This is a genomic window from Spirochaeta thermophila DSM 6192 (assembly GCF_000147075.1).
Taxonomy (GTDB): domain Bacteria; phylum Spirochaetota; class Spirochaetia; order Winmispirales; family Winmispiraceae; genus Winmispira; species Winmispira thermophila_A.
This window is the reverse complement of record NC_014484.1, coordinates 1167593-1186913: the sequence shown is the minus strand read 5'-3', so window position 1 is coordinate 1186913 and position 19321 is coordinate 1167593. Positions and strand designations below refer to the sequence as shown.

The window sequence follows — 19321 nt, the reverse complement described above, 5'->3', positions numbered from 1 at the left end:
AAAACCACGGAAGGAGGAAGAGGATGAAACGGATCAAAACAGGATGTGCCGGCTTCCTTATCGCCACGGGGATTTTCCTCCTCTTCCTCCTCCTCAAAGAGACCACGGCGATCTTCGACCGATGGGAACTCAAGGTACTCGATACCCATTTCAAGCTCAAGACTTTGACCACCTCCCGGAAGATAAAAGAGGGAGTAGAGGTCCGCGCCCAGAATCCCAACATATCCCCCGACATACTCATCATAGGAATCGATTTCCGAACCTTGAGTGACATCGGCAGGTGGCCTTTCGACAGATCCGTCCATGCGAAACTAGTGAGCAGATTCGCTCGTATCAGGGATCAGCAACAGAGGGAACGGGCGCTGTTCCTCGACATCTTCTTTGTAGAGCCGCAGGAAGAGGCCTTCAACGACGCCCTCCTCGTAAAGAGCATCGAAGAGAACGGCCGCGTCTTCCTCGACACCGTGCTTGAACTCAATCCTCCGCCTCCTGCCTATGAGGAGGTCCTCCACAGACGGCAGGAGACACTTTTCGAGGAATACGGGCTGATCACACGGATCGAGGGAGACTGGGAATCCATCCCTGCCTTCTACGGGCTTCAACCACCTCTCATCCCGTATGGCAAAGCCGCAAAAGGATACGGTCATGCGAATTTCGTGGAAGACTATGACAAAGTGTTTCGTCGCCAGCCGCTCATAGCCAAGCAGAGCCGGCTGGTGAGACTCATCCCCCTCCCAGAACTCACCACGGATTTCTCGATCGACAGGTCCAGATTCGAACGTCTCGCGTGGGTGGATATGGAGGGGAGGGAACATCCCATCCCTTATCCTCTCACTGAGGAGATTCTGCGGAAATTGCAGGTGGAGATGGAGAAAAAGGCCCCGCCCAAGGAAATAGATCTGGATGGAGACGGCACCATCGACGGAGAATTCTTCGTGGTAAGATACTACAGGGACTATTTCCTGCCGGCGATCACCCTCTCACTCGCCCTCGAGTACATGCACAAACGGCCCTCGGATGTGGAAGTGGTACTCGGCGAATACATCAGGATACCTGATCCTCAGAAGTACAATCCGAAGACAGGGGAGTGGGAGCCCTATACCATCGTAGCGCGTCCTGCGGAGACGGACGAGAACGGCCGGATCGTGAAACCCGCGGAGGAGAAGACGATCCACGAACTTCGGATCCCCATAGATGAATGGGGCAATATGATCATAAATTACATGGGTCCCCCGTCCTCTTCAGATGGATACCAGACATTCCCGGTCCGCCCCTATGTGGGGTACGTCAAAGGTGCCTTACCGGAAGATCCTTCAAAAGGCCCGCGGGCGATAGCCCCGAACAAGATCATCATGGTGGGGCCCTTCGCAAAAGGGATGGCGGCCGATGAGAAGCCCACTCCGCTGGGATTGATGTATGGAGTGGAAATCCATGCAAACGCCCTGAACACCATACTCATGAGTCAGTTCATCATACCCATTCCCTGGTGGGCGGACATCGTCTTTCTCCTCGGAATCATATATTTCATCGCCTTCCTCAGCAGCCGGAAATCGATCCTCCTTTCAGCGATACTCACGGTGTTGTCTCTTCTCGTCATGTTCCTTGCGATCACCGTGGCATTCGATCTGTCCGGAGTACTCGTCCCGTTCTCCTCCACGGGTACCGCAGGGCTCTTCACCTTTTTTGCAATCGTCGTATATCGTGTGATGACCGAGGAGCGGGATAAGCGACGGATAAGAGAGATGTTTTCAAAATACGTGAGCCCCCGTGTCGTGGATCAACTCATAGACATGGAATCCCTCCCGGAACTGGGGGGAGTAGACAAGGAACTCACCGTCTTCTTCTCCGATATCAGGGGGTTCACCACGCTCTCTGAAACCATGACCCCTCAGGAGCTCGTAAATCACCTGAACGAATATCTCACGGTGATGACCGACATCATCCTGGACCTCGAAGGAACGCTCGACAAATACGTAGGAGACGAGATCATGTGTTTCTGGGGGGCCCCGATCCCGCAGGAAGATCATGCCCTCAGGGCCTGCATATGTGCGATCAGACAGATGAAAGCCTTGGAGGAACTCAACGCGAAATGGCCTCCCGAAAAACGACTCAACATCGGGATAGGAATCAACTCGGGGATCATGACGGTGGGCAACATGGGTTCCCCTGGACGGATGAACTATACACTCATGGGCGATAACGTGAATCTCGGAGCACGCCTCGAGGGTACGAACAAAACCTATATGACGAATATCATCATAAGCGAATACACCTACAGCCTCGTAAAGGACAAAGTAATCGTACGAGAACTCGACAATATCAGGGTGAAAGGGAAGAACAAACCGGTACTCATCTATGAACTCATCGACGTACGAGACGATAGCTAGGAAGACATCTCCCCCCGAACGAGGGAAAAAAAGGAGGAGAGCAGGGGAGTGGACACTCCTGTTGTTCCTGCTCGGCGTATACGCCGGATGTGGGCTTGAGACAGGCGTGATCCTTAATCCCATAGAGAGCGGACACCTTCTCTATCCAGGAGAAGACACCAAAACGGGTTTCAGGTATGACGGAGAGAACAGCGTATATGAAGCCTATTTCAAGGGTGTGGAACTCTACTACAAATTCTACGCGAGCGACATCTCCGATCGACAGACGTTCTTTGTCGACGACGCTTCATTCACATCCGACAAAGAGGACATAGAGGATATCCTGTACAACCCCGTCTCCTCGCTCACGAGCAAAGGGTACCGACGCGTCTATGCTGAAGGCTCCGAAGAGCTTCCTCTCATCCCCTTTGGATACCCCGATGGCACATACACCGTGACCATCACAGTAGACACCAGCAATAGTATCAGCAGGTTCGATGTAATAACCGGAAAAGAGACGAAGACCTCCACCATCATACGAACCGTCGAAAACGACGAACCATTCTCCTCTGCAGACAGGGACGACATCGACGTCCCCGATTCAGGAACGCATGTCTATCTCGTATTCGTCGCCGTGTGTTTCGGAGTGGACGACGAACTGAACAATCTCTACAGTGCCGCAAGGGTCCTCTATCCCATAAAAGTGGAAGTCCAATGATGAGCGAAATTCTTTTCTATCATACGAAAATGCTTCTCACACACCTTTCGGGAGCAGCGATCCTCACATGGGCCTACTACTTCCTTCACTTGAAAAAAGTCATGAGGTCTCACGAGGTTCGCATATGGTGGTGCTTCCTCGTCGCCTTCATCGGGAGCATTGGAGGAGGGACCCTCCATGTGGTCTTCACCGCGGTCTCCGGACGCATACATCCCATCATCTTCATCCTGGGAGGTGCGGGGGTGGCTCTGCTCATATACCATGCAAGTCGGCAGATACTCCACAAGGAAGACTTCTGATAATATATATTCTGTCTAGTTGAACGAATATCACCTGGAGGCTACATGAAGAACGAACCCCGGAAGACCAAGGAAGCCATCGTAAAGGAAATTCTTGCCCTCCCTCTCCCGGAAGGAGGCCCCCGTGCCTCTCGCGAGGAACTGTCTTCTTTATTGTACGACATCATAAAGTTTCTCAGAAGCCCCGAAGGTTGCCCCTGGGACCGCACGCAAACTCTCACCTCCGTGCTCCCGAATCTCCTGGAAGAAGTGTATGAACTTTGGACCGCCCTCTTTGCCGGACGCATGGAAGAAGTCGAAGAGGAGATCGGAGATGTCTATCTCAACGCCCTGATGTTCATGGTCATCGCAGAGGACATGGAATACTTCTCCCCCGACCAGGTCTTGTACAGGGTGATCCGGAAACTCTATTCTCGTCATTCGCACGTCTTCGGGGAAGCGAGAGCCGCCAATGCCGAAGAAGCACTCGAGAACTGGAACAACGAAAAACGTAAGGAACACAAGCCCCCCTCCTCGATTTCCCCGGATGAACCCCCTCCCTTCTCCACTTCGCACATCAGAGAACATCTCTCCGGCATCCCTCCTTTTGAAGCTGCGTATCTTTTACAGAAGATTCTCGCCGACTACACCTTCGATTGGCCTACATACACCGGGCCGCTGGAAAAGACAAAAGAGGAGATCGATGAAGTCGAAGCCGTTCTCGAAAAATCGCCTCATGACAGAGAGAGTCTGAAGAAAGAGATCGGAGACCTTCTCTTCTCTGTGCTCAATCTCTCACGAAAACTCGACATCCACCCATCCGAAGCCCTACTGTCGACCCTTGGGAGCATCCTCTCCAGACTGGAGTCGATGGAGAAAAAACTCAAGGAAAAGGGGATCTCATTTCAGAAAAGCTCGCCAGAGGAACTCGACTCCCTCTGGGAGGCCGCCAAAGCAGAGATTGAAGACTGAAATGTCCGGGGAGATCATACACGGAGAAACATCGCCCCGCATCTCGCAGGATGATGTCCTCACGAACAACGGCAAGCCCCTCATGGGGGGGCAGCGCGGACAGGAGGGCCTTCAGATTCGCTCCTCCCTCCACGGGAACGTACAGGAGAATACCGTCGTCGACAAGACACGATTCGGAAAGCACCTCCAGAGAGGGACCTTTCTCAGAATGTTGTATTGTTTTCAAGACATGCTCAAGCTCTTTATGATCTATCCCGCTCAATCTATAGATCTCTCCGGCATAGAGAGGAGTGAGAGATCCGGGAAAATCCTTCTTCACTATACCCCACACATCGATTCCAGGGGGAAAGCTGTCTGACAGTGTCCCAGGATCGGGTAGTGTCGAAAGCGCTGCACGAAGTCTCACCACTTCACACAGCGAAGAGACCGCAACCGGAAGGGGCCGCAGGAATTCCATCCTTGGATGCGGGCTGAACCCTCTGGAATACTCTATCCTCATCCCGGCCCTGATAAAGGATCGTTCGAACACTCCGAGCATCGCTCGATGAGGAATATAGGAAATTCCTTCCTTTTTCACGAAGAAAATCAATACCTCTTCCAAGTCGTCCGAATGATGTGGCTCCTGGGCGGACGGTATCTCGATGTCTTCCGTTGAAGCGGCCCGAGCACTCGAAAAAAGTTGGAGAGGTGCCTCATGGGTATGCTTCAGACGCACCTTTCGAGAGCACACCCCGCACGCATGATCACAGGGCACATCACAAGGAGCGGTCATCTCACCTTCCTGCGCTCGTTTCCACTCCCTCGTGAGAAAGTGACGACCGACTCCCAGATCCACGCCCCCCCAGGGGAGCTCATCACTTTCCGGACGTCCGCCGAGCACCTCATCTACAAGCTGTTTTTCCCTTTCGAGGAGGTTCATCCAGAGTTCTTCGTTCAGATACTCATCCCATGCCTCGAAGCGGGCCCCCCTCTCCCATGCCTCCAGGAAGAGCCCCCCTACCCTTTCATCGCCCCTGGAAAGAAGCCCTTCAAGTACTGACTGAAGCGGATTGTGGAAACCCACTTTCACCCACTTGTATCTCTTGAGACGGTCCCTCACCTGGAAGATCCTTCTCTTCGCTTCCTCATAGGAGAGCTGAGGAGCCCATTGGAAAGGTGTATGGGGTTTGGGGACAAAGGTGCCGATGTTCACATGAATGGAAATACGCGTTGCACGAGAGATCGTTTCTATGTATTCCACGATTCGCTCAGGTTCTCTCTCGTCTTCGATCGAATGCGGGAGTCCTATCATGAAGTAGAACTTCGCCAGACGCCATCCCTCTTCCTTCGCCCGCTGCAGTATGGAAATCACTTTCTCCAACTCAACCTCTTTGTTGAGTCCCTTCTGTCCCTCAGGATAAGGCGTCTCTACGGCAAACGTGAGTCCACTCTTTTTGCCCCTTCCTATCTCTTCGAGCAGCTCCAGAGCGAATGTACTGACCTTCAGAGAAGGTAGGGCGAAGCTGAGGTGTCTCCCTGCAAACTCCCGATTGAGTGACCGCACGAGGTCGAAGATGCCGGGATAATCCCCGCTGCTGAGGGAAGCGAGGGTGATCTCCCTGTAACCGAGATCTTCGTGGAGATGCCTCACCTCCTCATGGATCGCGGAAGGAGGCTTCACCCTCTGCGGCCTGTAGAAGATCCCTGCATGGCAAAACCTGCATCCCTGCGGGCAGCCCCTCATGATTTCCACCACTGCATGATCCTGCACGGCGGGTATATTCGGAACAGGTCGATACGAATAGATCCGGGGTTCTCCAAATCCCATCCAGATCGCACGCTTTGCCTTCTGCTTGCCTGGCATCCACACGTGGGGGTCCTCGCCGAGGACCTGCAGAATGGTATCTCTGTCTCCCCCCTTTCTCTTCTCGTCTCTGAGACGATAGAGGAGATCAGGATAGATGGCCTCGAATTCGCCGACGAACACCGCATCGACCAAGGAAGCAAACGGAAGGGGATTCGTGGCTCCAGGCCCTCCCATGAGTATCACCGGATCTCCGGCAAGACTCCGGCGTGCTCCTTCTACAGCCACACCACCCGTTCGAAGTATGGTAGCTATATTGGTGAAACCGAGTTCGTATCCAACGGATATCGCCACGATATCGAACTCTCGAAGAGGGGTACGTGTCTCGAGGCCGTACAAGAGTAATCCATGATCCGAAAGGGATCGCTCAAAGTCAGGGGCGGGTGCAAAGACCCTCTCACAGTGCACACCCGGGATGCGATTGAGGAGATCATACAGATAGTATATAGCGGTATTGGACATTCCGATCTCGTAGAGATCGGGGAAACAGATGGCAATGGTGAGATCGTCCGGAGAAAACTCCTCCGTGATTGCACCGTATTCACCACCGACGTATCTCCCAGGTTGCCGCACAGAGTGGAGCGCTTTTTTCAAACGATCGAAGGCATACCCCATGTCATGCAGTATATCTGTTCCTGTAGATATTGAGAACCATGCCCACAGAGATCAAGGCGGTCCAGAGGGAAGATCCCCCATACGAGACAAGGAACAGAGGGATACCCGTAATGGGCATGATGCCCAATGTCATCCCCACATTGACCATGAAATGGAACAGGAACATCCCCCCGATCCCTGCCGCGATCAACCTCCCAAAAACGTCAGGGGCAAGGACCGCCGTCCTGAAAATCCGTACTAGTATCACGAGGTAGAGGAAAAACAGACCGACCGCTCCCACAAATCCCCACTCCTCCGCAAGGATCGAAAATATGAAATCGGTACTCTGTTGGGGAAGGTATTGATAGTGACTCTGGGTTCCCTGAAGGAATCCCTTGCCCCAGATTCCTCCGGATCCTATGGCGGTCAAGGATTGTATGATATTCCATCCGGCTCCTCGTGCATCGACATAAGGATCGAGAAAAACGATGAGGCGCATGATCTGGTATTCCTTGAGGAATCCTCGGACGGGAAAGGAGAGGACAAGCGGGATCAGCAACAGCGCACAGAAAAAGCTGCCCCAATAGAAGGCCCGCGACTTTGTAATGAAATACCCTGCCAGAAGGAGAAGGAGTACAACTCCTGTTCCGAGGAGAATGAAGGGACTGAGGGACCCTGCGAAGATCTCGGCATAGAGAGGAGAGAGATGGAAGATCTCGACCATCCATGGGAAGACAGTCCAGAACAGGGAAAGCACTCCTACGAGTCCCCAGAATACGATATAACGGATGGGGGTACCCGCTACGAAACTCATCGTGAGGAAGATGGGGATGTACACCATCGCAGTTCCAAAATCGGGCTGCAGCAGTATCACCACGACGGGAATCATCACAATGAGAAACGCCTGTCCGAACACCTTCAACGATGTGACTTCGCCAGCCCTTTCCTCGAGGAAGTGGGCGAGCACAAGGATCGTTGCCACCTTCATGAACTCGGACGGCTGAATCCCCAGATCCCCTATTCCCAACCACGCTTGTGCCCCTTTCACCGATTTTCCTATGAAAAGGGTGAGCACCAAGAGGAACAGCAGACTCAGGAAGATGACGAAGGCGAGATTCTTGTAGATTTGATAGTCAAGCATGGAAAAGACGAGAAGCAGACCAATTCCTGAAACAGCCCATACGATTTGGCGTATATACTCATCGTTGTATCTCTCACCGGTCGAGGTAATCCCGCTCGAATAGATGAAGAGTATACCAATACAAACGAGGATCTGCACCGTAACAAGGAGAATCCAATCAGTATATGCCCACTGTCCCTTTATCAACCTTCTCATCGATCCTCCAACGCGGGAAGATACCATCGGGCAGGACCTTGCCTCAGTTCTCTGACGGTATCTTCATACGACAACCCTGAGAAGATACCATGAAACACGATGTTCGCCGCCTTCGGCGCCCACCATTCCCAGTCATTCGTGGCCTCCACCAGCACCGACACCACGACCACTTCCTCGGGATCCAAGGCATCGTAAGGAGCATAACCTACGAACCAGGAGGTGTATCGGTTCTCCAGGCCCACCTCTCCCGTTCCGGTCTTCCCCGCCACTTCCACAATCGGTGTCGTGATGACAGGGAGGGCGGTTCCATGGGTAACGACTCCCCGCATCGCTGCACGAACAGAGCTGAACACATCTTCCGTGATATTGGACGTTCGCAAGAGGGAGGGGGATATATCCTCTAGGACCTCTCCCGTCGTGGGATCCCGGACCTCCTTCAACACATGAGGCCTCATGATGAAGCCTCCGTTCACCACCGACGCCACTACGTCCGCGAGCTGAAGCGGGGTGACGCTGAGGAAGCCCTGACCTATCGACATGTTGACCGTATCTCCTCCCACCCAGGGATAGTTGTAGGTCTCCATCTTCCATCTGGGTGTGGGGACGATCCCCCTCACCTCTCCAGGAAGGTCGATCCCCGTGGGCTCCCCCAATCCGAACTCCTTCGCATAGGCCGCTATCCTGTCCACCCCCAGGTATTCCGCCCCGACCGTATAGAAGTATACATCACACGATTGAGCGAGCGCGTCTTCAAGGGCAAGGGGACCATGCCCTGCTTCCTTCCAGCACTTGAAAACCCTATCTCCATAGCGGTACTCACCCCTGCAGACGATCGTCCTATCCGGAGGAAAGACCTTTTCCATGAGCACAGCCGCAGTCATGACGATCTTGAAGGTGGAAGCCGGGGCATAACTCGACTGGATGGCCCTGTTGATGAAGGGAAACGACTTGTCGAGACTCAATCGAGTGAAGTAGGCCCTCCCCTCCTTGGGATCATAGAGAAGATTGGAGTCATAAGAGGGATACGAATAAAGACCGAGGATCTCCCCTGTGGAAGGCTTCAATACCACGATGGCACCGTTCCTTGGTCCAAGAGCCTTCTTTATCAACGTCTGTATCGCGGGGTCGAGGGTGAGCACGAGTGTCTTTCCGTTCTCAGGAAAGAACACCACCTGCTCATCGAGGATCTGTCCCGATGCATCGACTATTCTATGTTTCAATCCGGTCTTTCCTCGAAGGAGTTCGTCGTACACCTTCTCCACCCCTGACTTTCCTATGAGGGTCCCCTGGGTATAGCCCTTGTTGTAGAGGGCGGTGAGCTCCTCCTGAGTGATCTCCCCGATGTATCCGACCACATGGGCGAAGAGATCCCCATAGGGATAATACCGGGATGGTTCACGCTGCCATCCGATCCCCGGGAACTCTGACAAATGTTCAGCGATCCCTACGATCTGCTCGTATCCCACGCCCTGAGCGAGCACCACGGGATCCGAGGCCGAGGATTCAATCTTGTCCAAAAGGCTACGTGCTGAAACCCCAAGGTGCCCGCCCAGTCGATCCACAAGGGGCGGGAGTTGTTCTTTTCCCACTTCGGATCTGAAAAAGAGCAGGGTGAAACTGTCTCTGCTCGTGGCCAGGATGCTCCTATAGTCCCTCGCAAAGACGTCTCCCCGCCGGGCCGGGATGAGCACCGCCCGCTGAATCGTCTTCTGCGACTGGGCGGAGAACAGCTCATTCTCCACCACCTGTACGGAAAAGAGACGGCCTATATAGAGAAATACAATCACGACGCTGAGGGCGATGAGAATGGAAATCCTCTGATTCGAGGAGGTTTTGCCGTATTCCTTCACTTTCATGACTGCTCTTCACTGATGAGGCGAAGCCTTCGTAATCCTCCCCACAGGAGAGGCAGAGAGATCAAGGTGTATACGATATTGAGAAGGTGTTCGACAGAGAGGAACTTCATGGATGGTCTCATCTGGACAACGGTACCCAGTCCGAACACGAGGGCCGTGTGCAGCAGAATCGCCAGGAGATAGACCCACACTCGCATCCCACGGGCTATATTCGAGATATTCCTCATGAACAAGAAATAGAGAACCTCAGTGAGGCGGATGATCGCAAAGAATCCCAGAGGGGTGCTGCCAAGGGCATCCTCGAGGAGTCCTATACCCACTCCCAGGAGTTGAGCTGCTCTCCATGGATGGGTAAGGGAGAAAGCCCCCAGAAGAACCATCACAAGATCGGGGGTTCCACCGATGACTCCTGCGTATCGATGGAGGATCCCCATGAGAAAGACTCCAAGTACTGAAATGAAGGCCCATATGAGATAGTGCCTCATACTCATGACTCGTCCTCATCATCAGGAAGGAGCACAAAGACATCGGTGAGGACATGCGGATCCATCGAAGGCCGAAGATAAAGCAGAAGAGAGGACTCGTGGGGATATGATACGATTTTCTCCACTCTTCCGATCTCGATACCGGGGGGAAACACTGTGGAGCGATGGGAAGTGACAACCACCTCTCCTACACTCACCCTGTGTTTCTCCGTCTTGGGAATGTATTCCATCACCACCGTCCCCTCCCCTGCCCCATGGACGAGCCCCTGTAATCCAGTCTCCACGAGTTCAGCGGCGACATAGAAATTCCGTCGAAAGAGGGGTATGACCCGGGATGTAGAGCCGCCCACCTCATCGATCTTCCCTATGAGTAACAGTCTGGAACCCTCGAGGGTCACCACGGGAAGCCCCTTCTGTATCCCTGTGGAGCGGCCTCGATCGATTATGAAACCGCTGAAGAGAAGCGAGGGCTCGTCGGCCAGTACCCTTGCCGCCACGGAGCGATAGCCCAATCCCTCCTGAAGTCCAAGCACGGCTCTGCTCTTCATATATTCTTCTTTCAAAGCGAGATATTCGATATACAAACCTCGATATCGGTCGAGCTCCCTCCTCAACGCCTCGTTCTCCTTGAGCAACCGGTCTCTGGAGCGGATGTTCGAAAGCGTAGAGGTTACCGTCTCCCCTATTTTCCCTCCAAATCTATATAGATACGAAAAAAAACCAAAGGACAGCGTCTCGCCCATTCCCAGAGAAGACAACAACAACACCAGGAGCACTCCGTAGAGTCCGCCCGTGAAGAAGAGGCGATCCCGCCACCTATCGGTCTTCATAGATTCCCGAGCCTACTCTTCTGCATGGCCTTTTCATATTCAAAATAGAGACCAGCCCCTATCGCCACACATTCGAGAGGGTTCTCCGCCACGAACACCGGAACCCCGGTTTCCTTTGCGACCAGTTTGTCGAATCCTTTGAGGAGAGCCCCCCCACCGGTGAGGACGATCCCTCTCTCCACGATATCTGCGGCCAGCTCAGGAGGGGTCTCACCGAGGGTCTTCTTTATTTCCTCGATGATGGCCACCAGGGGCTCCTGAAGCGACTCTCTCACCTCAACACTGTCGATCTCAAGGCGTCGGGGGAGACCGGTGATCGCATCGGTCCCCTTGATTTCCATCTTTTCTATCTTCCCTTCCGGCATGGCGTTACCGATATTCTTCTTCAGGGACTCCGCAGTCTGTTCTCCGATTATGAGGTTGTGCACGTTTCTGATATGTTTGATGATGGCCTCATCGAACTCATCCCCACCTATACGTATGGCATTGGTGACCACCATGCCACCCAGAGAAATCACGGATATTTCGGAAGTCCCTCCCCCGATATCGCATACCATATGGCCTGCAGGTTCATAGATGGGTATATCGGCGCCTATCGCGGCTGCAAGAGACTCCTCGATGACTTTCACTTCACGCGCGCCTGCTTTATAGCCACTCTCCTCGACCGCCTTCCTCTCCACCTCGGTGATACAGGAAGGAACGCCTATGACCATCCGCGGTTTGATGAGCCATCGCTTCGAAAAGACCTTCTCTATGAAGTAACGGATCATCTTCTCGGTGGTCTCGAGATCCGCGATCACCCCATCCCGGAGCGGTCGTATCGCCACGATCTCTCCGGGAGTCTTCCAGAGCATTCTCTTGGCCTCTTCCCCCACCGCCAGAAGTCTCTTCGTTCCCCGTTCCACGGCCACCACGGAGGGTTCGTTGATGACGATCCCCTTCCCCCGCACATAGATCAGCGTGTTACAGGTTCCCAGATCGATTCCGATATCGGGAGAGAGATTCTGAAACAGCCTGGACATTCCCATAGAAAGACCCCCATGTTAATGAGCACTCAACCTCTCAAGAGAGAGGAGGTGGTTAGGATTTATTTGTAACGCTTTTCGCCAAAAAGATCGAGCCTTTATCTGGTCTCCCGCGTGTGAGGCTATCTCTCCGAGATAGAAATAGGCCTCCGCGCTTTCCTGTATCTGGACGAGCTTCTCGAGGTAATCTCTCGCATCCTCGTATCGCTGAGCACGATAGTGCAATTCCCCCAGGAGGAGGAGTGCTTCCACCTGATACTCTCGGTTCGATTGCTCAGCGAGAGGTAAAAGCAGGTCATGCGCACGATCATAGTCACCGAGCTCTATAAGCGATCGAGCGAGTGCGAGGTCGAGGAGTGGAGAATCCTTGCCCTGATCCTTCGCGCGAAGGAAGAACTCACTGCTTTTCGAATAATCCCCTTCTCGTGCAGCTGACAGTCCCAGATATTCCAGAAGGTCTGCAGCCTCGTACCCCTTGGAAAGAGCATAATCCAGGTAGTATGAGGAAAGGTCGGCATAGAACTCCCCTTTATGGAAATAGGCCTTGCCGAGCATATAGGCTATTTCAGGAGTGAGGGACCTCAGGATGAGGAGTTTCCGAAAGGCTACAATCGAGGCGTCAAAAAACTCCTGACGCTGCTCTTCCTCTATCTCACCCATTCCAAGCATGAAGTTCGCATATGCATTGAGGAGAAGTGCATGTTGATCTATCGGATTCTCCTCGAGGATTCCCTCGGTCTCGTCTTTCAGGGCGATATAATCGCCTGCCTCGAGGAGACTCCTCAACGATTGAGACATCGTTTCCTCATTTTTCCAGAAAAAGAAAGCCCCCCCTGCCAGGATGAGGCTGAGGAAAACCCCTATCCCTATAAAGAAGAACGATCTCCGCCCGCGTCGTCGTCCAGAGGATCCAGATACATACAGCGCACTCATGGGGTGCGCTCATTTAATTACAAAAGTAGAAAAAAGTCAATGAAAAAGCCGGCAGGCCCGTAAGCCGGGTTCTGTTCTAGGCCATCATTTATCTGGTCGCCTTGAGGCTGGAGCGGTCCACCCGCGGGTTGTACGGCCGAGCAAGCCCCCGCTGCTTGACCTTGCTCCGGGTAAGGTTTGCCCTGCGCCCACTGTTACCAGCGTGCCGGTGGGCTCTTACCCCACCATTTCACCCTTACCTGCCAGAGGGGCAGGCGGTATCCTTTCTGTGGCACTTTCTGTCGGAGATGGTATCGCATCTCCTCCCAGATGTTATCTGGTACCCTGCTCTATGGAGCCCGGACTTTCCTCCTCCATGAGATCAGGAGGCGATGGCCCGACCTGCCGGCACTATACAATGTGCTCAGTCTTCGTCATATTCGTCAATATCTTCGTCGATCTCCTCCTCTTCCTCCTCTTCTTCCAACTCGTCCACCTCATCCTCGATATCGATATCTTCCTCCTCGAGTGGATGATCCAGATCTTCCTCGTCCAGATCTTCTTCAATCTCTTCCTCGGGTGCTTCCTTGTGCTTGAGGAGGGTCGAAGGCGCGATGGTTTCTCCTTCTTCCTCCTCCTCTCCGAGAAAGTCGATGGAGTCCTCGTCGTCGATCAGATCATCTTCAAAGAGCTCATCCTCGTCCACAAGATCCGAAAGCTCACCGAAGGACTCCTCCTCCTCTTCCACTTGGGGCACCTCTTCCGGAACCTCCTGGAAAAAGAGAATCCTGGAACAATGGGGACAGAAGATGATCTCCTCTCCCCGACGTATCCTGTTGACGAACTCCCGGGGAAGCAGCATGAAACATCCTTGACACACGTCTTTGATCACCGGAACGATCCCGACCCCCTCTTTGCTCTGGATGATTCGAGAGAATTTGAACACCATATCGGGATCCAGAAGGGGACCGATCTTCTCTTCCTCTCTCTTGAGTTCCTCCAGGACTTTCATCTTCTCCTGGAGTGAGGACTGGATTGCTTCTTCTTCCTTCGAGATCTCCTTCTCCTGTTCCTCGATGAGCAATCTCTCCCGCTCGAGTTCCTGCTTTATCTCCTCCATCCTCGACTCCTCGCGCTGCAGATCCCTGCGGATCTGCTGTTCCTTCTCCGCCGCCATCCTTATCTCTTTGTCCTGCGCCTCGAACTCCCGCTGGGTCTGCAGGAACTCCATCCGGGCCTCCAACTCCGCCCGTTTCTGTTCGGCTTCGGCGAGCTGTTCCCGGAGCTCCTTGACTTTCGATTTCACCTGTTCGTACCGCTGGTTCTTCTGAAGGAAATCTTCCTTGAGTCGAACCAGCATCTCTTTCTTCGCGGTAAGGGTATGGGGAAGTTCCTTCATTTCCTTTTGCAACTTGAACTTTTTACTGAGAACTGTCTGTAGCTCCTGGAGTGTGCTCAGGATTTCCGTGATGTTCATGTCCACCTCTCCATACAAAGGTTATTCTTCGAGATAGTCTTTGAGACGGCGGCTCCTCTTTGGATGGCGGAGACGCCGGAGGGCTTTCGCTTCTATCTGTCTGATCCTCTCCCTGGTGACGTTGAAGTACAGACCCACCTCTTCCAGGGTGAGGGAGTAACCATCTTCCAGACCGAACCGCATCTTCAACACCTCCTGTTCCCGTGGAGGAAGAGTCGCGAGGACATCCTTGATCTGTTGCTGGAGGAGCGCATAGGCTGTCTGATGGGAAGGATTGATCGCCGTCTTGTCCTCGATGAAGTCCCCCACGCTCGAATCCTCCTCTTCCCCTATGGGACTCTCGAGGGAGATGGGCTCACGAGCCACGTTCTTCACCGACTTGACCCTGCTGAGAGGCCATCCCAGACGGTCGGCGATCTCCTCATCGGTGGGTTCTCGACCGAGTACTTGCATGAGCTGTCGCGCCTCCCTCTGCACCTTGTTGATCTGTTCGATCATGTGTACCGGTACCCTGATGGTTCTCGCCTGATCGGAAATCGAACGTGTGATCGCCTGACGGATCCACCATGTCGCATAGGTGGAGAATTTGTAGCCTTTTCTGTATTCGAACTTTTCCACAGCCTTGATGAGTCCGATGTTTCCCTCTTGGACCAGATCGAAGAAGTGAAGTCCCCTGTTCGTATATTTCTTTGCGATACTCACCACCAACCTGAGATTCGCCTGGATGAGTTTGTCCTTCGCGGTCTTCATCAGATGATGTCCCCGCGCGATCTCTTTGCTCATCTCCAGGATCTGGGGGATGGTGGCCTCAAACTCGATCTCAAAGGCCTTGAGCTTCTTTTCAGTGAGTTGGAATTGACGGATCGTCTCTTTTATGTCTTCAGCACTCATATTGAGCCGTTCTTCGATCCTCTTTCGTTCATCGGCAGAGGCGAGCCCCCTGCCAAGCAGACGCAGTTCCCGGACATCCTTCACCCCGAGACGGCGTTCGATGGATTCCTGCTCCCGTCGGTATTCCTCTATCTTGCGCGCGGTATCGAGAAACTTCTGCTGAAGTTGCTGTATCTCCTCTTGCTGGAGAGGGATCTCAGCGGCTTTCAGAAGAAGGTTATCCCTTGTCTTCAGGAACTCCTCGTGCTCGAGGATATTTACTCCCCGCTGCAGGAGCCGTCGCTTCTCCTCATGGTATTGTTTGAGGGAGACGGCGATCTTCTTGAGGAAATCCCTGTACGCCTGCTGAAGACGCTTTTTCTCAGCTAGATATTCGGTAAGTTCTTCCTTCGTGAGTCCCAGATCCTCGGGATTCTTCTTCGAAAAGATCTTCTGAGCGACCTGGTAGAAGAGGGAGAGGAGGACACCTGAGTGCTTGAGCACCTCTTTGATGATAGTCTCCCCTTCCTCCATCTGTTTGGACAGGGACACCTCTTCTTCGGCGGTGAGCAGGTTCTCCCGTCCTATTTCCCTGAGGTAGAGCCGTATGGGGTCATCCGTACTCCCTTCTCGTTCGGTGATCACCACCCTTCGCCGGTTCTTCGCCTTCGATTCTCCTCCTTCCGAATCATCCTCCTCCACCACCTGGATGTGCGCCTCTTCCAGAACAGCGAGCACCTCCTGAATCTTCTCTTCGGAATCAGAGATCTCCTCCGGGAGGAAATCGGAGAGATCGTCGTATGTGAGGATCCCCTTCCTCTTCCCATATTCTATGAGTTTCTGAACCGAAGGGTGCATGGTCGTGGATGGAGTATTATTCTGATGTTTTTCCATATCGCTCATACCCTCTCAATTTCTCGAGTTCCTTGTCGAGGTACATCTTTTCAAGAAGGAGCTCCTGGATATCCCCTCCCTCTCGCTCGTACAAGGCTATCTTTCGCTCTATCTCCCTTCTTCGTCTGTGGAGCCACTGCTCCCTCCATCTGAACACCGCCTCTCTCACCGCCTCGAGAGGCACCTCGAATTCCCCGGAGAACACGGCCTCCAAGGCGAGCTCCCGGGCCTTCTCGTCGGTCACGTGTTCGAGCACCGCATCCGGCCGATCCATGGTCCCCGCCCTCAGACATTCCTCAAGCGCAAAAAAAAGCTCCTTTGCAGAGGCATCCTCCAGGGCGTCCTCCTGGATGAGAGGTCTCACCACGGTATAGTACTCCGGATGGGCGCAGAGAGCCTGGAAGAGGAAGACCTCGGTGGTCCTCCTGCGATTCCTCCCCATAGTAGTGGACAAGGGAGCGGAGTTCCCCTCCGACGATTGAAAGCGGTCGAAATCCTCTTTTATGGCCCCCAACGAGACACCCATCGATTCTGCCATTTCCTCCAGAAGCCGTTCCCGCCTCATGGTGCTCTGAACGGAACGAATGTATGAAAACATGGACGTGACGAACTCACGCATATCGGTTTCGGAAGACGTCAGTATACCTTCTTTCACTCTTCTTTCCAAGAGGCACTGAAACACGTCTTTCTCTTCCATAAGGATCTGTCGTACTTCTTCCACTCCCTTTTTCTGGAGAAAGGATGCAGGATCCTCTCCCCGCGGTGGTACCACCATCCTACATGAGAAGTCCACTGCTTCACATATCATCCCGGCACGCTGGGCAGCTCGTTCCCCGGCAGTGTCACCATCAAAGAAAAAGATAATACTATCGGCGTAACGTTTCAACTGAATCGCCTGTTCTCGGGAAAAGGCCGTACCCAGGGGAGCAACCACGTTCATGATACCATGCTGGTGGAGAAGGAGGACATCGATATACCCTTCCACGAGGATCACCTTCTTCGTCTTTTTGAGTTCCGGAAGTGCCCGATGGAGCCCGTAGAGGAGTCTCTTCTTCTTGAAAAGAGAGGTTTCCGGGGAATTCAGATACTTGGGCTGCTGATCCTCACGAAGCGCTCTTCCCCCGAATCCCACGACCTTCCCGCTCACATCGTAGATGGGGAAGATGAGTCTATGAGAGAATATGGCGTACCCCTCTCTCTTGGCTGAAAAGAGTCCGGAGACATGGAGGAGCTCCTCCGAATATCCCTTCCTGCGGAGGAAGCGATAGAGCCAGCACGGGTCGTGTGGTGCATACCCCAGGTGAAAGGTATCTCGTGCCCACGAGAGGTCGATCCCTCGGGAAACACAATACTCCCTCGCGGCTCTCCCCTCCTCCCTCGAATGGAGAAAATGTTCGAACAGGCCCACGAGACGGAGATTGAGATCCTGAAGCGCCCGTTCCTTCTTGAAGGAGGCCTCTTCCTCAGGTGTGACCTTCGCTGTGATCGAGACACCGGCTCTCTCCGCAAGTCGCTCCACCGCCTCGTAGAACGTACAGTGCTCCACCTCCATCACGAACTGAAAGATATTGCCTCCTTTGTGACATCCGAAGCAATAGAAGAGCCCTTTCTCGGGATCCACGGAAAAGGAAGGATCGGAATCCGCATGGAAGGGACAGAGCCCCATGTAGGAGTTGCCGGTTCTTCGAAGGGAGGTGTATTCCCCCACCAGAGAAAGCACATCCACCCTTCTCTGGATTTCTTCGATGATCTCTTGCGGTATTCTCGCCATGGTCTCTCGATATCACCCTAGGGTGAAACGGGCTTGAGATAGAGGTACTTCGCCTCGACGTGTTCTTCGAACGACCGGGAGAAATAATGTCTGCCGTTCTGCGGGTCCTTCAACACGAAATACAGATAGTCGGTCTTGGCCGGCTCGAGCGCCGCCCGGATGGCGACAAGGCCGGGGTTGGAGATGGGGTGCGGAGGGAGTCCCATCCGCCGGTACGTATTGAAGGGGGAGTCAACCTGGAGATCGTCATAGGTGAGCACGCTCCGTGGCGGCTGTCCAAGTTCCTCCGTGAGGACGTATTCCACCGTGGCGCACGACTCAAGAGGAATGTGCCTCTCGAGACGATTGAGGAACACCGAGGCGATGAGAGGGGCCTCCTCGGGATCCCTGTACTCCCGTTCCACGATCGAAGCGAGGATGAGACGCCGATAGAACCAGGACGAAGAGATGCTCTCTCCTTCAGGCAAAAGCGGGGTGACACGTCTCTTGAACGTTGTCACCAGAGCCTTCACGATCTCTCTCTGCGAGGTGCCATACGAGAAAAAATAGGTTTCAGGGAAAAGGTATCCCTCCAGCGTGGTCGCATCCACACCCAGCTCCGCAATGAGGCCAGGATCCTCGATGAGACGGAGGAACGCCTCCTCTGTACCGAACCCCTCTCTCTCCAAAAGTCTCCCTATCCGTGAGGCCGTCCATCCCTCGGGGATCGTGATGCGTGCATATGTCTCCCCACCAGATGTCAGCTTCTCGTGGACCTGGAAGAGCGACATGGAGGGAGAGAGAAGGTAGCCCCCGGCCCTGATCCGATGGGCGGTATTCGTGAGGTAGAGAAGGAGTTCGAACGCCAGCGCGCTGCGTATGTAGCCCTGATCCGCCAGGCGCGTCGATACACTCTTGCCCGTATCGCCTCGATACACGATGAAGAGTGAAGAGGAGGTCTCATCCCGAGTGGTGGGGAGGGAGAGGTATATCGCCCCTCCCCCCACCACGAGAAGCAGGATCATCACGAAAAGGAGCATCAGACCTACCGAGCGGAGGAAACTTCTCACGGTTCTCTTCATGCATCCCTCATTTCATCCCTTCGGTGCCTCACC

The 19321-nt window shown here is 53.7% G+C and carries 15 protein-coding genes and 1 other RNA gene; 4 read left to right on the top strand and 12 right to left on the bottom strand.

The features are described 5' to 3' along the window. The first annotated feature begins 23 nt into the window (after positions 1-23). The 4 genes from STHERM_RS05415 to mazG are packed head-to-tail and all read left to right on the top strand — an operon-like array spanning position 24 to position 4334. Positions 24-2387, top strand: a complete 2364-nt coding sequence (locus STHERM_RS05415; protein ID WP_013313880.1) for an adenylate/guanylate cyclase domain-containing protein — start codon at positions 24-26, stop codon at positions 2385-2387. Next, on the top strand, positions 2356-3084 hold the full coding sequence (locus STHERM_RS05410) for a hypothetical protein (RefSeq protein ID WP_013313879.1): 729 nt from the start codon (positions 2356-2358) through the stop codon (positions 3082-3084). The genes STHERM_RS05415 and STHERM_RS05410 overlap by 32 nt, the downstream gene beginning before the upstream one ends. Before the next feature lie 29 nt (positions 3085-3113). Continuing rightward, positions 3114-3383: a hypothetical protein gene (locus tag STHERM_RS05405; RefSeq protein WP_237223387.1), complete on the top strand. Its 270-nt coding sequence runs from the start codon at positions 3114-3116 to the stop codon at positions 3381-3383. A 45-nt stretch (positions 3384-3428) separates the two neighbouring features. Next, on the top strand, positions 3429-4334 hold the full coding sequence (mazG, locus tag STHERM_RS05400; protein WP_013313877.1) for a nucleoside triphosphate pyrophosphohydrolase: 906 nt from the start codon (positions 3429-3431) through the stop codon (positions 4332-4334). Here the strand turns inward: mazG and STHERM_RS05395 are convergent. The 12 genes from STHERM_RS05395 to mltG all read right to left on the bottom strand — a co-directional run bounded on the left by STHERM_RS05395 (position 4246) and on the right by mltG (position 19288). Next, entirely contained in the window at positions 4246-6792 is a 2547-nt protein-coding gene (locus STHERM_RS05395; RefSeq protein ID WP_013313876.1) for a TIGR03936 family radical SAM-associated protein, read from the bottom strand. The two genes, mazG and STHERM_RS05395, sit on opposite strands and share 89 nt — an antisense overlap. Position 6793: 1 nt before the next feature. Next, positions 6794-8107 (bottom strand): rod shape-determining protein RodA, encoded by a 1314-nt coding sequence (rodA, locus tag STHERM_RS05390; protein WP_013313875.1) that lies wholly within the window; start codon positions 8105-8107, stop codon positions 6794-6796. Beyond that, positions 8104-9963, bottom strand: coding sequence for a penicillin-binding protein 2 (gene mrdA / locus STHERM_RS05385; protein WP_013313874.1), 1860 nt, complete (start codon positions 9961-9963; stop codon positions 8104-8106). The genes rodA and mrdA overlap by 4 nt, the downstream gene beginning before the upstream one ends. Next, the gene (locus tag STHERM_RS05380; protein WP_237223386.1) at positions 9960-10448 is read right to left on the bottom strand and encodes a rod shape-determining protein MreD; all 489 of its coding nucleotides are present in this window, start codon (positions 10446-10448) and stop codon (positions 9960-9962) included. The genes mrdA and STHERM_RS05380 overlap by 4 nt, the downstream gene beginning before the upstream one ends. Before the next feature lie 2 nt (positions 10449-10450). Continuing rightward, complete coding sequence (gene mreC, locus STHERM_RS05375) at positions 10451-11278, bottom strand: rod shape-determining protein MreC (protein WP_013313872.1); 828 nt, start codon at positions 11276-11278, stop codon at positions 10451-10453. Continuing rightward, the gene (locus STHERM_RS05370) at positions 11275-12306 is read right to left on the bottom strand and encodes a rod shape-determining protein (protein WP_013313871.1); all 1032 of its coding nucleotides are present in this window, start codon (positions 12304-12306) and stop codon (positions 11275-11277) included. The genes mreC and STHERM_RS05370 overlap by 4 nt, the downstream gene beginning before the upstream one ends. 15 nt (positions 12307-12321) lie before the next feature. Continuing rightward, positions 12322-13236, bottom strand: coding sequence for a tetratricopeptide repeat protein (locus tag STHERM_RS05365; RefSeq protein ID WP_041623299.1), 915 nt, complete (start codon positions 13234-13236; stop codon positions 12322-12324). A gap of 44 nt (positions 13237-13280) precedes the next feature. Continuing rightward, an RNA gene (rnpB, locus tag STHERM_RS11380) (RNase P RNA component class A) lies at positions 13281-13624 on the bottom strand. A 15-nt stretch (positions 13625-13639) separates the two neighbouring features. Further along, positions 13640-14692 (bottom strand): zinc ribbon domain-containing protein, encoded by a 1053-nt coding sequence (locus STHERM_RS05360; RefSeq protein WP_013313869.1) that lies wholly within the window; start codon positions 14690-14692, stop codon positions 13640-13642. 21 nt (positions 14693-14713) lie between these two features. Further along, positions 14714-16420, bottom strand: a complete 1707-nt coding sequence (gene rpoD / locus STHERM_RS05355; RefSeq protein ID WP_237223385.1) for an RNA polymerase sigma factor RpoD — start codon at positions 16418-16420, stop codon at positions 14714-14716. Positions 16421-16436: 16 nt separating this feature from the next. Further along, a complete protein-coding gene (dnaG, locus tag STHERM_RS05350) occupies positions 16437-18227 on the bottom strand; it encodes a DNA primase (RefSeq protein ID WP_013313867.1) in 1791 nt (596 codons plus the stop codon). A gap of 17 nt (positions 18228-18244) precedes the next feature. After that, positions 18245-19288, bottom strand: a complete 1044-nt coding sequence (mltG, locus tag STHERM_RS05345) for an endolytic transglycosylase MltG (RefSeq protein WP_013313866.1) — start codon at positions 19286-19288, stop codon at positions 18245-18247. Positions 19289-19321: the final 33 nt, after the last annotated feature.

What these genes read in the sequence shown, in the direction of transcription:
- STHERM_RS05415 (WP_013313880.1), top strand. Translation starts at nt 24, where the DNA reads ATGAAACGGATCAAAACAGGATGTGCCGGCTTCCTTATCGCCACGGGG.
- STHERM_RS05410 (WP_013313879.1), top strand. Translation starts at nt 2,356, where the DNA reads ATGAACTCATCGACGTACGAGACGATAGCTAGGAAGACATCTCCCCCC.
- STHERM_RS05405 (WP_237223387.1), top strand. Translation starts at nt 3,114, where the DNA reads ATGCTTCTCACACACCTTTCGGGAGCAGCGATCCTCACATGGGCCTAC.
- mazG (WP_013313877.1), top strand. Translation starts at nt 3,429, where the DNA reads ATGAAGAACGAACCCCGGAAGACCAAGGAAGCCATCGTAAAGGAAATT.
- STHERM_RS05395 (WP_013313876.1), bottom strand. Translation starts at nt 6,792, where the DNA reads ATGGGGTATGCCTTCGATCGTTTGAAAAAAGCGCTCCACTCTGTGCGG.
- rodA (WP_013313875.1), bottom strand. Translation starts at nt 8,107, where the DNA reads ATGAGAAGGTTGATAAAGGGACAGTGGGCATATACTGATTGGATTCTC.
- mrdA (WP_013313874.1), bottom strand. Translation starts at nt 9,963, where the DNA reads ATGAAAGTGAAGGAATACGGCAAAACCTCCTCGAATCAGAGGATTTCC.
- STHERM_RS05380 (WP_237223386.1), bottom strand. Translation starts at nt 10,448, where the DNA reads ATGAGGCACTATCTCATATGGGCCTTCATTTCAGTACTTGGAGTCTTT.
- mreC (WP_013313872.1), bottom strand. Translation starts at nt 11,278, where the DNA reads ATGAAGACCGATAGGTGGCGGGATCGCCTCTTCTTCACGGGCGGACTC.
- STHERM_RS05370 (WP_013313871.1), bottom strand. Translation starts at nt 12,306, where the DNA reads ATGGGAATGTCCAGGCTGTTTCAGAATCTCTCTCCCGATATCGGAATC.
- STHERM_RS05365 (WP_041623299.1), bottom strand. Translation starts at nt 13,236, where the DNA reads ATGAGTGCGCTGTATGTATCTGGATCCTCTGGACGACGACGCGGGCGG.
- STHERM_RS05360 (WP_013313869.1), bottom strand. Translation starts at nt 14,692, where the DNA reads ATGAACATCACGGAAATCCTGAGCACACTCCAGGAGCTACAGACAGTT.
- rpoD (WP_237223385.1), bottom strand. Translation starts at nt 16,420, where the DNA reads ATGCACCCTTCGGTTCAGAAACTCATAGAATATGGGAAGAGGAAGGGG.
- dnaG (WP_013313867.1), bottom strand. Translation starts at nt 18,227, where the DNA reads ATGGCGAGAATACCGCAAGAGATCATCGAAGAAATCCAGAGAAGGGTG.
- mltG (WP_013313866.1), bottom strand. Translation starts at nt 19,288, where the DNA reads ATGAAGAGAACCGTGAGAAGTTTCCTCCGCTCGGTAGGTCTGATGCTC.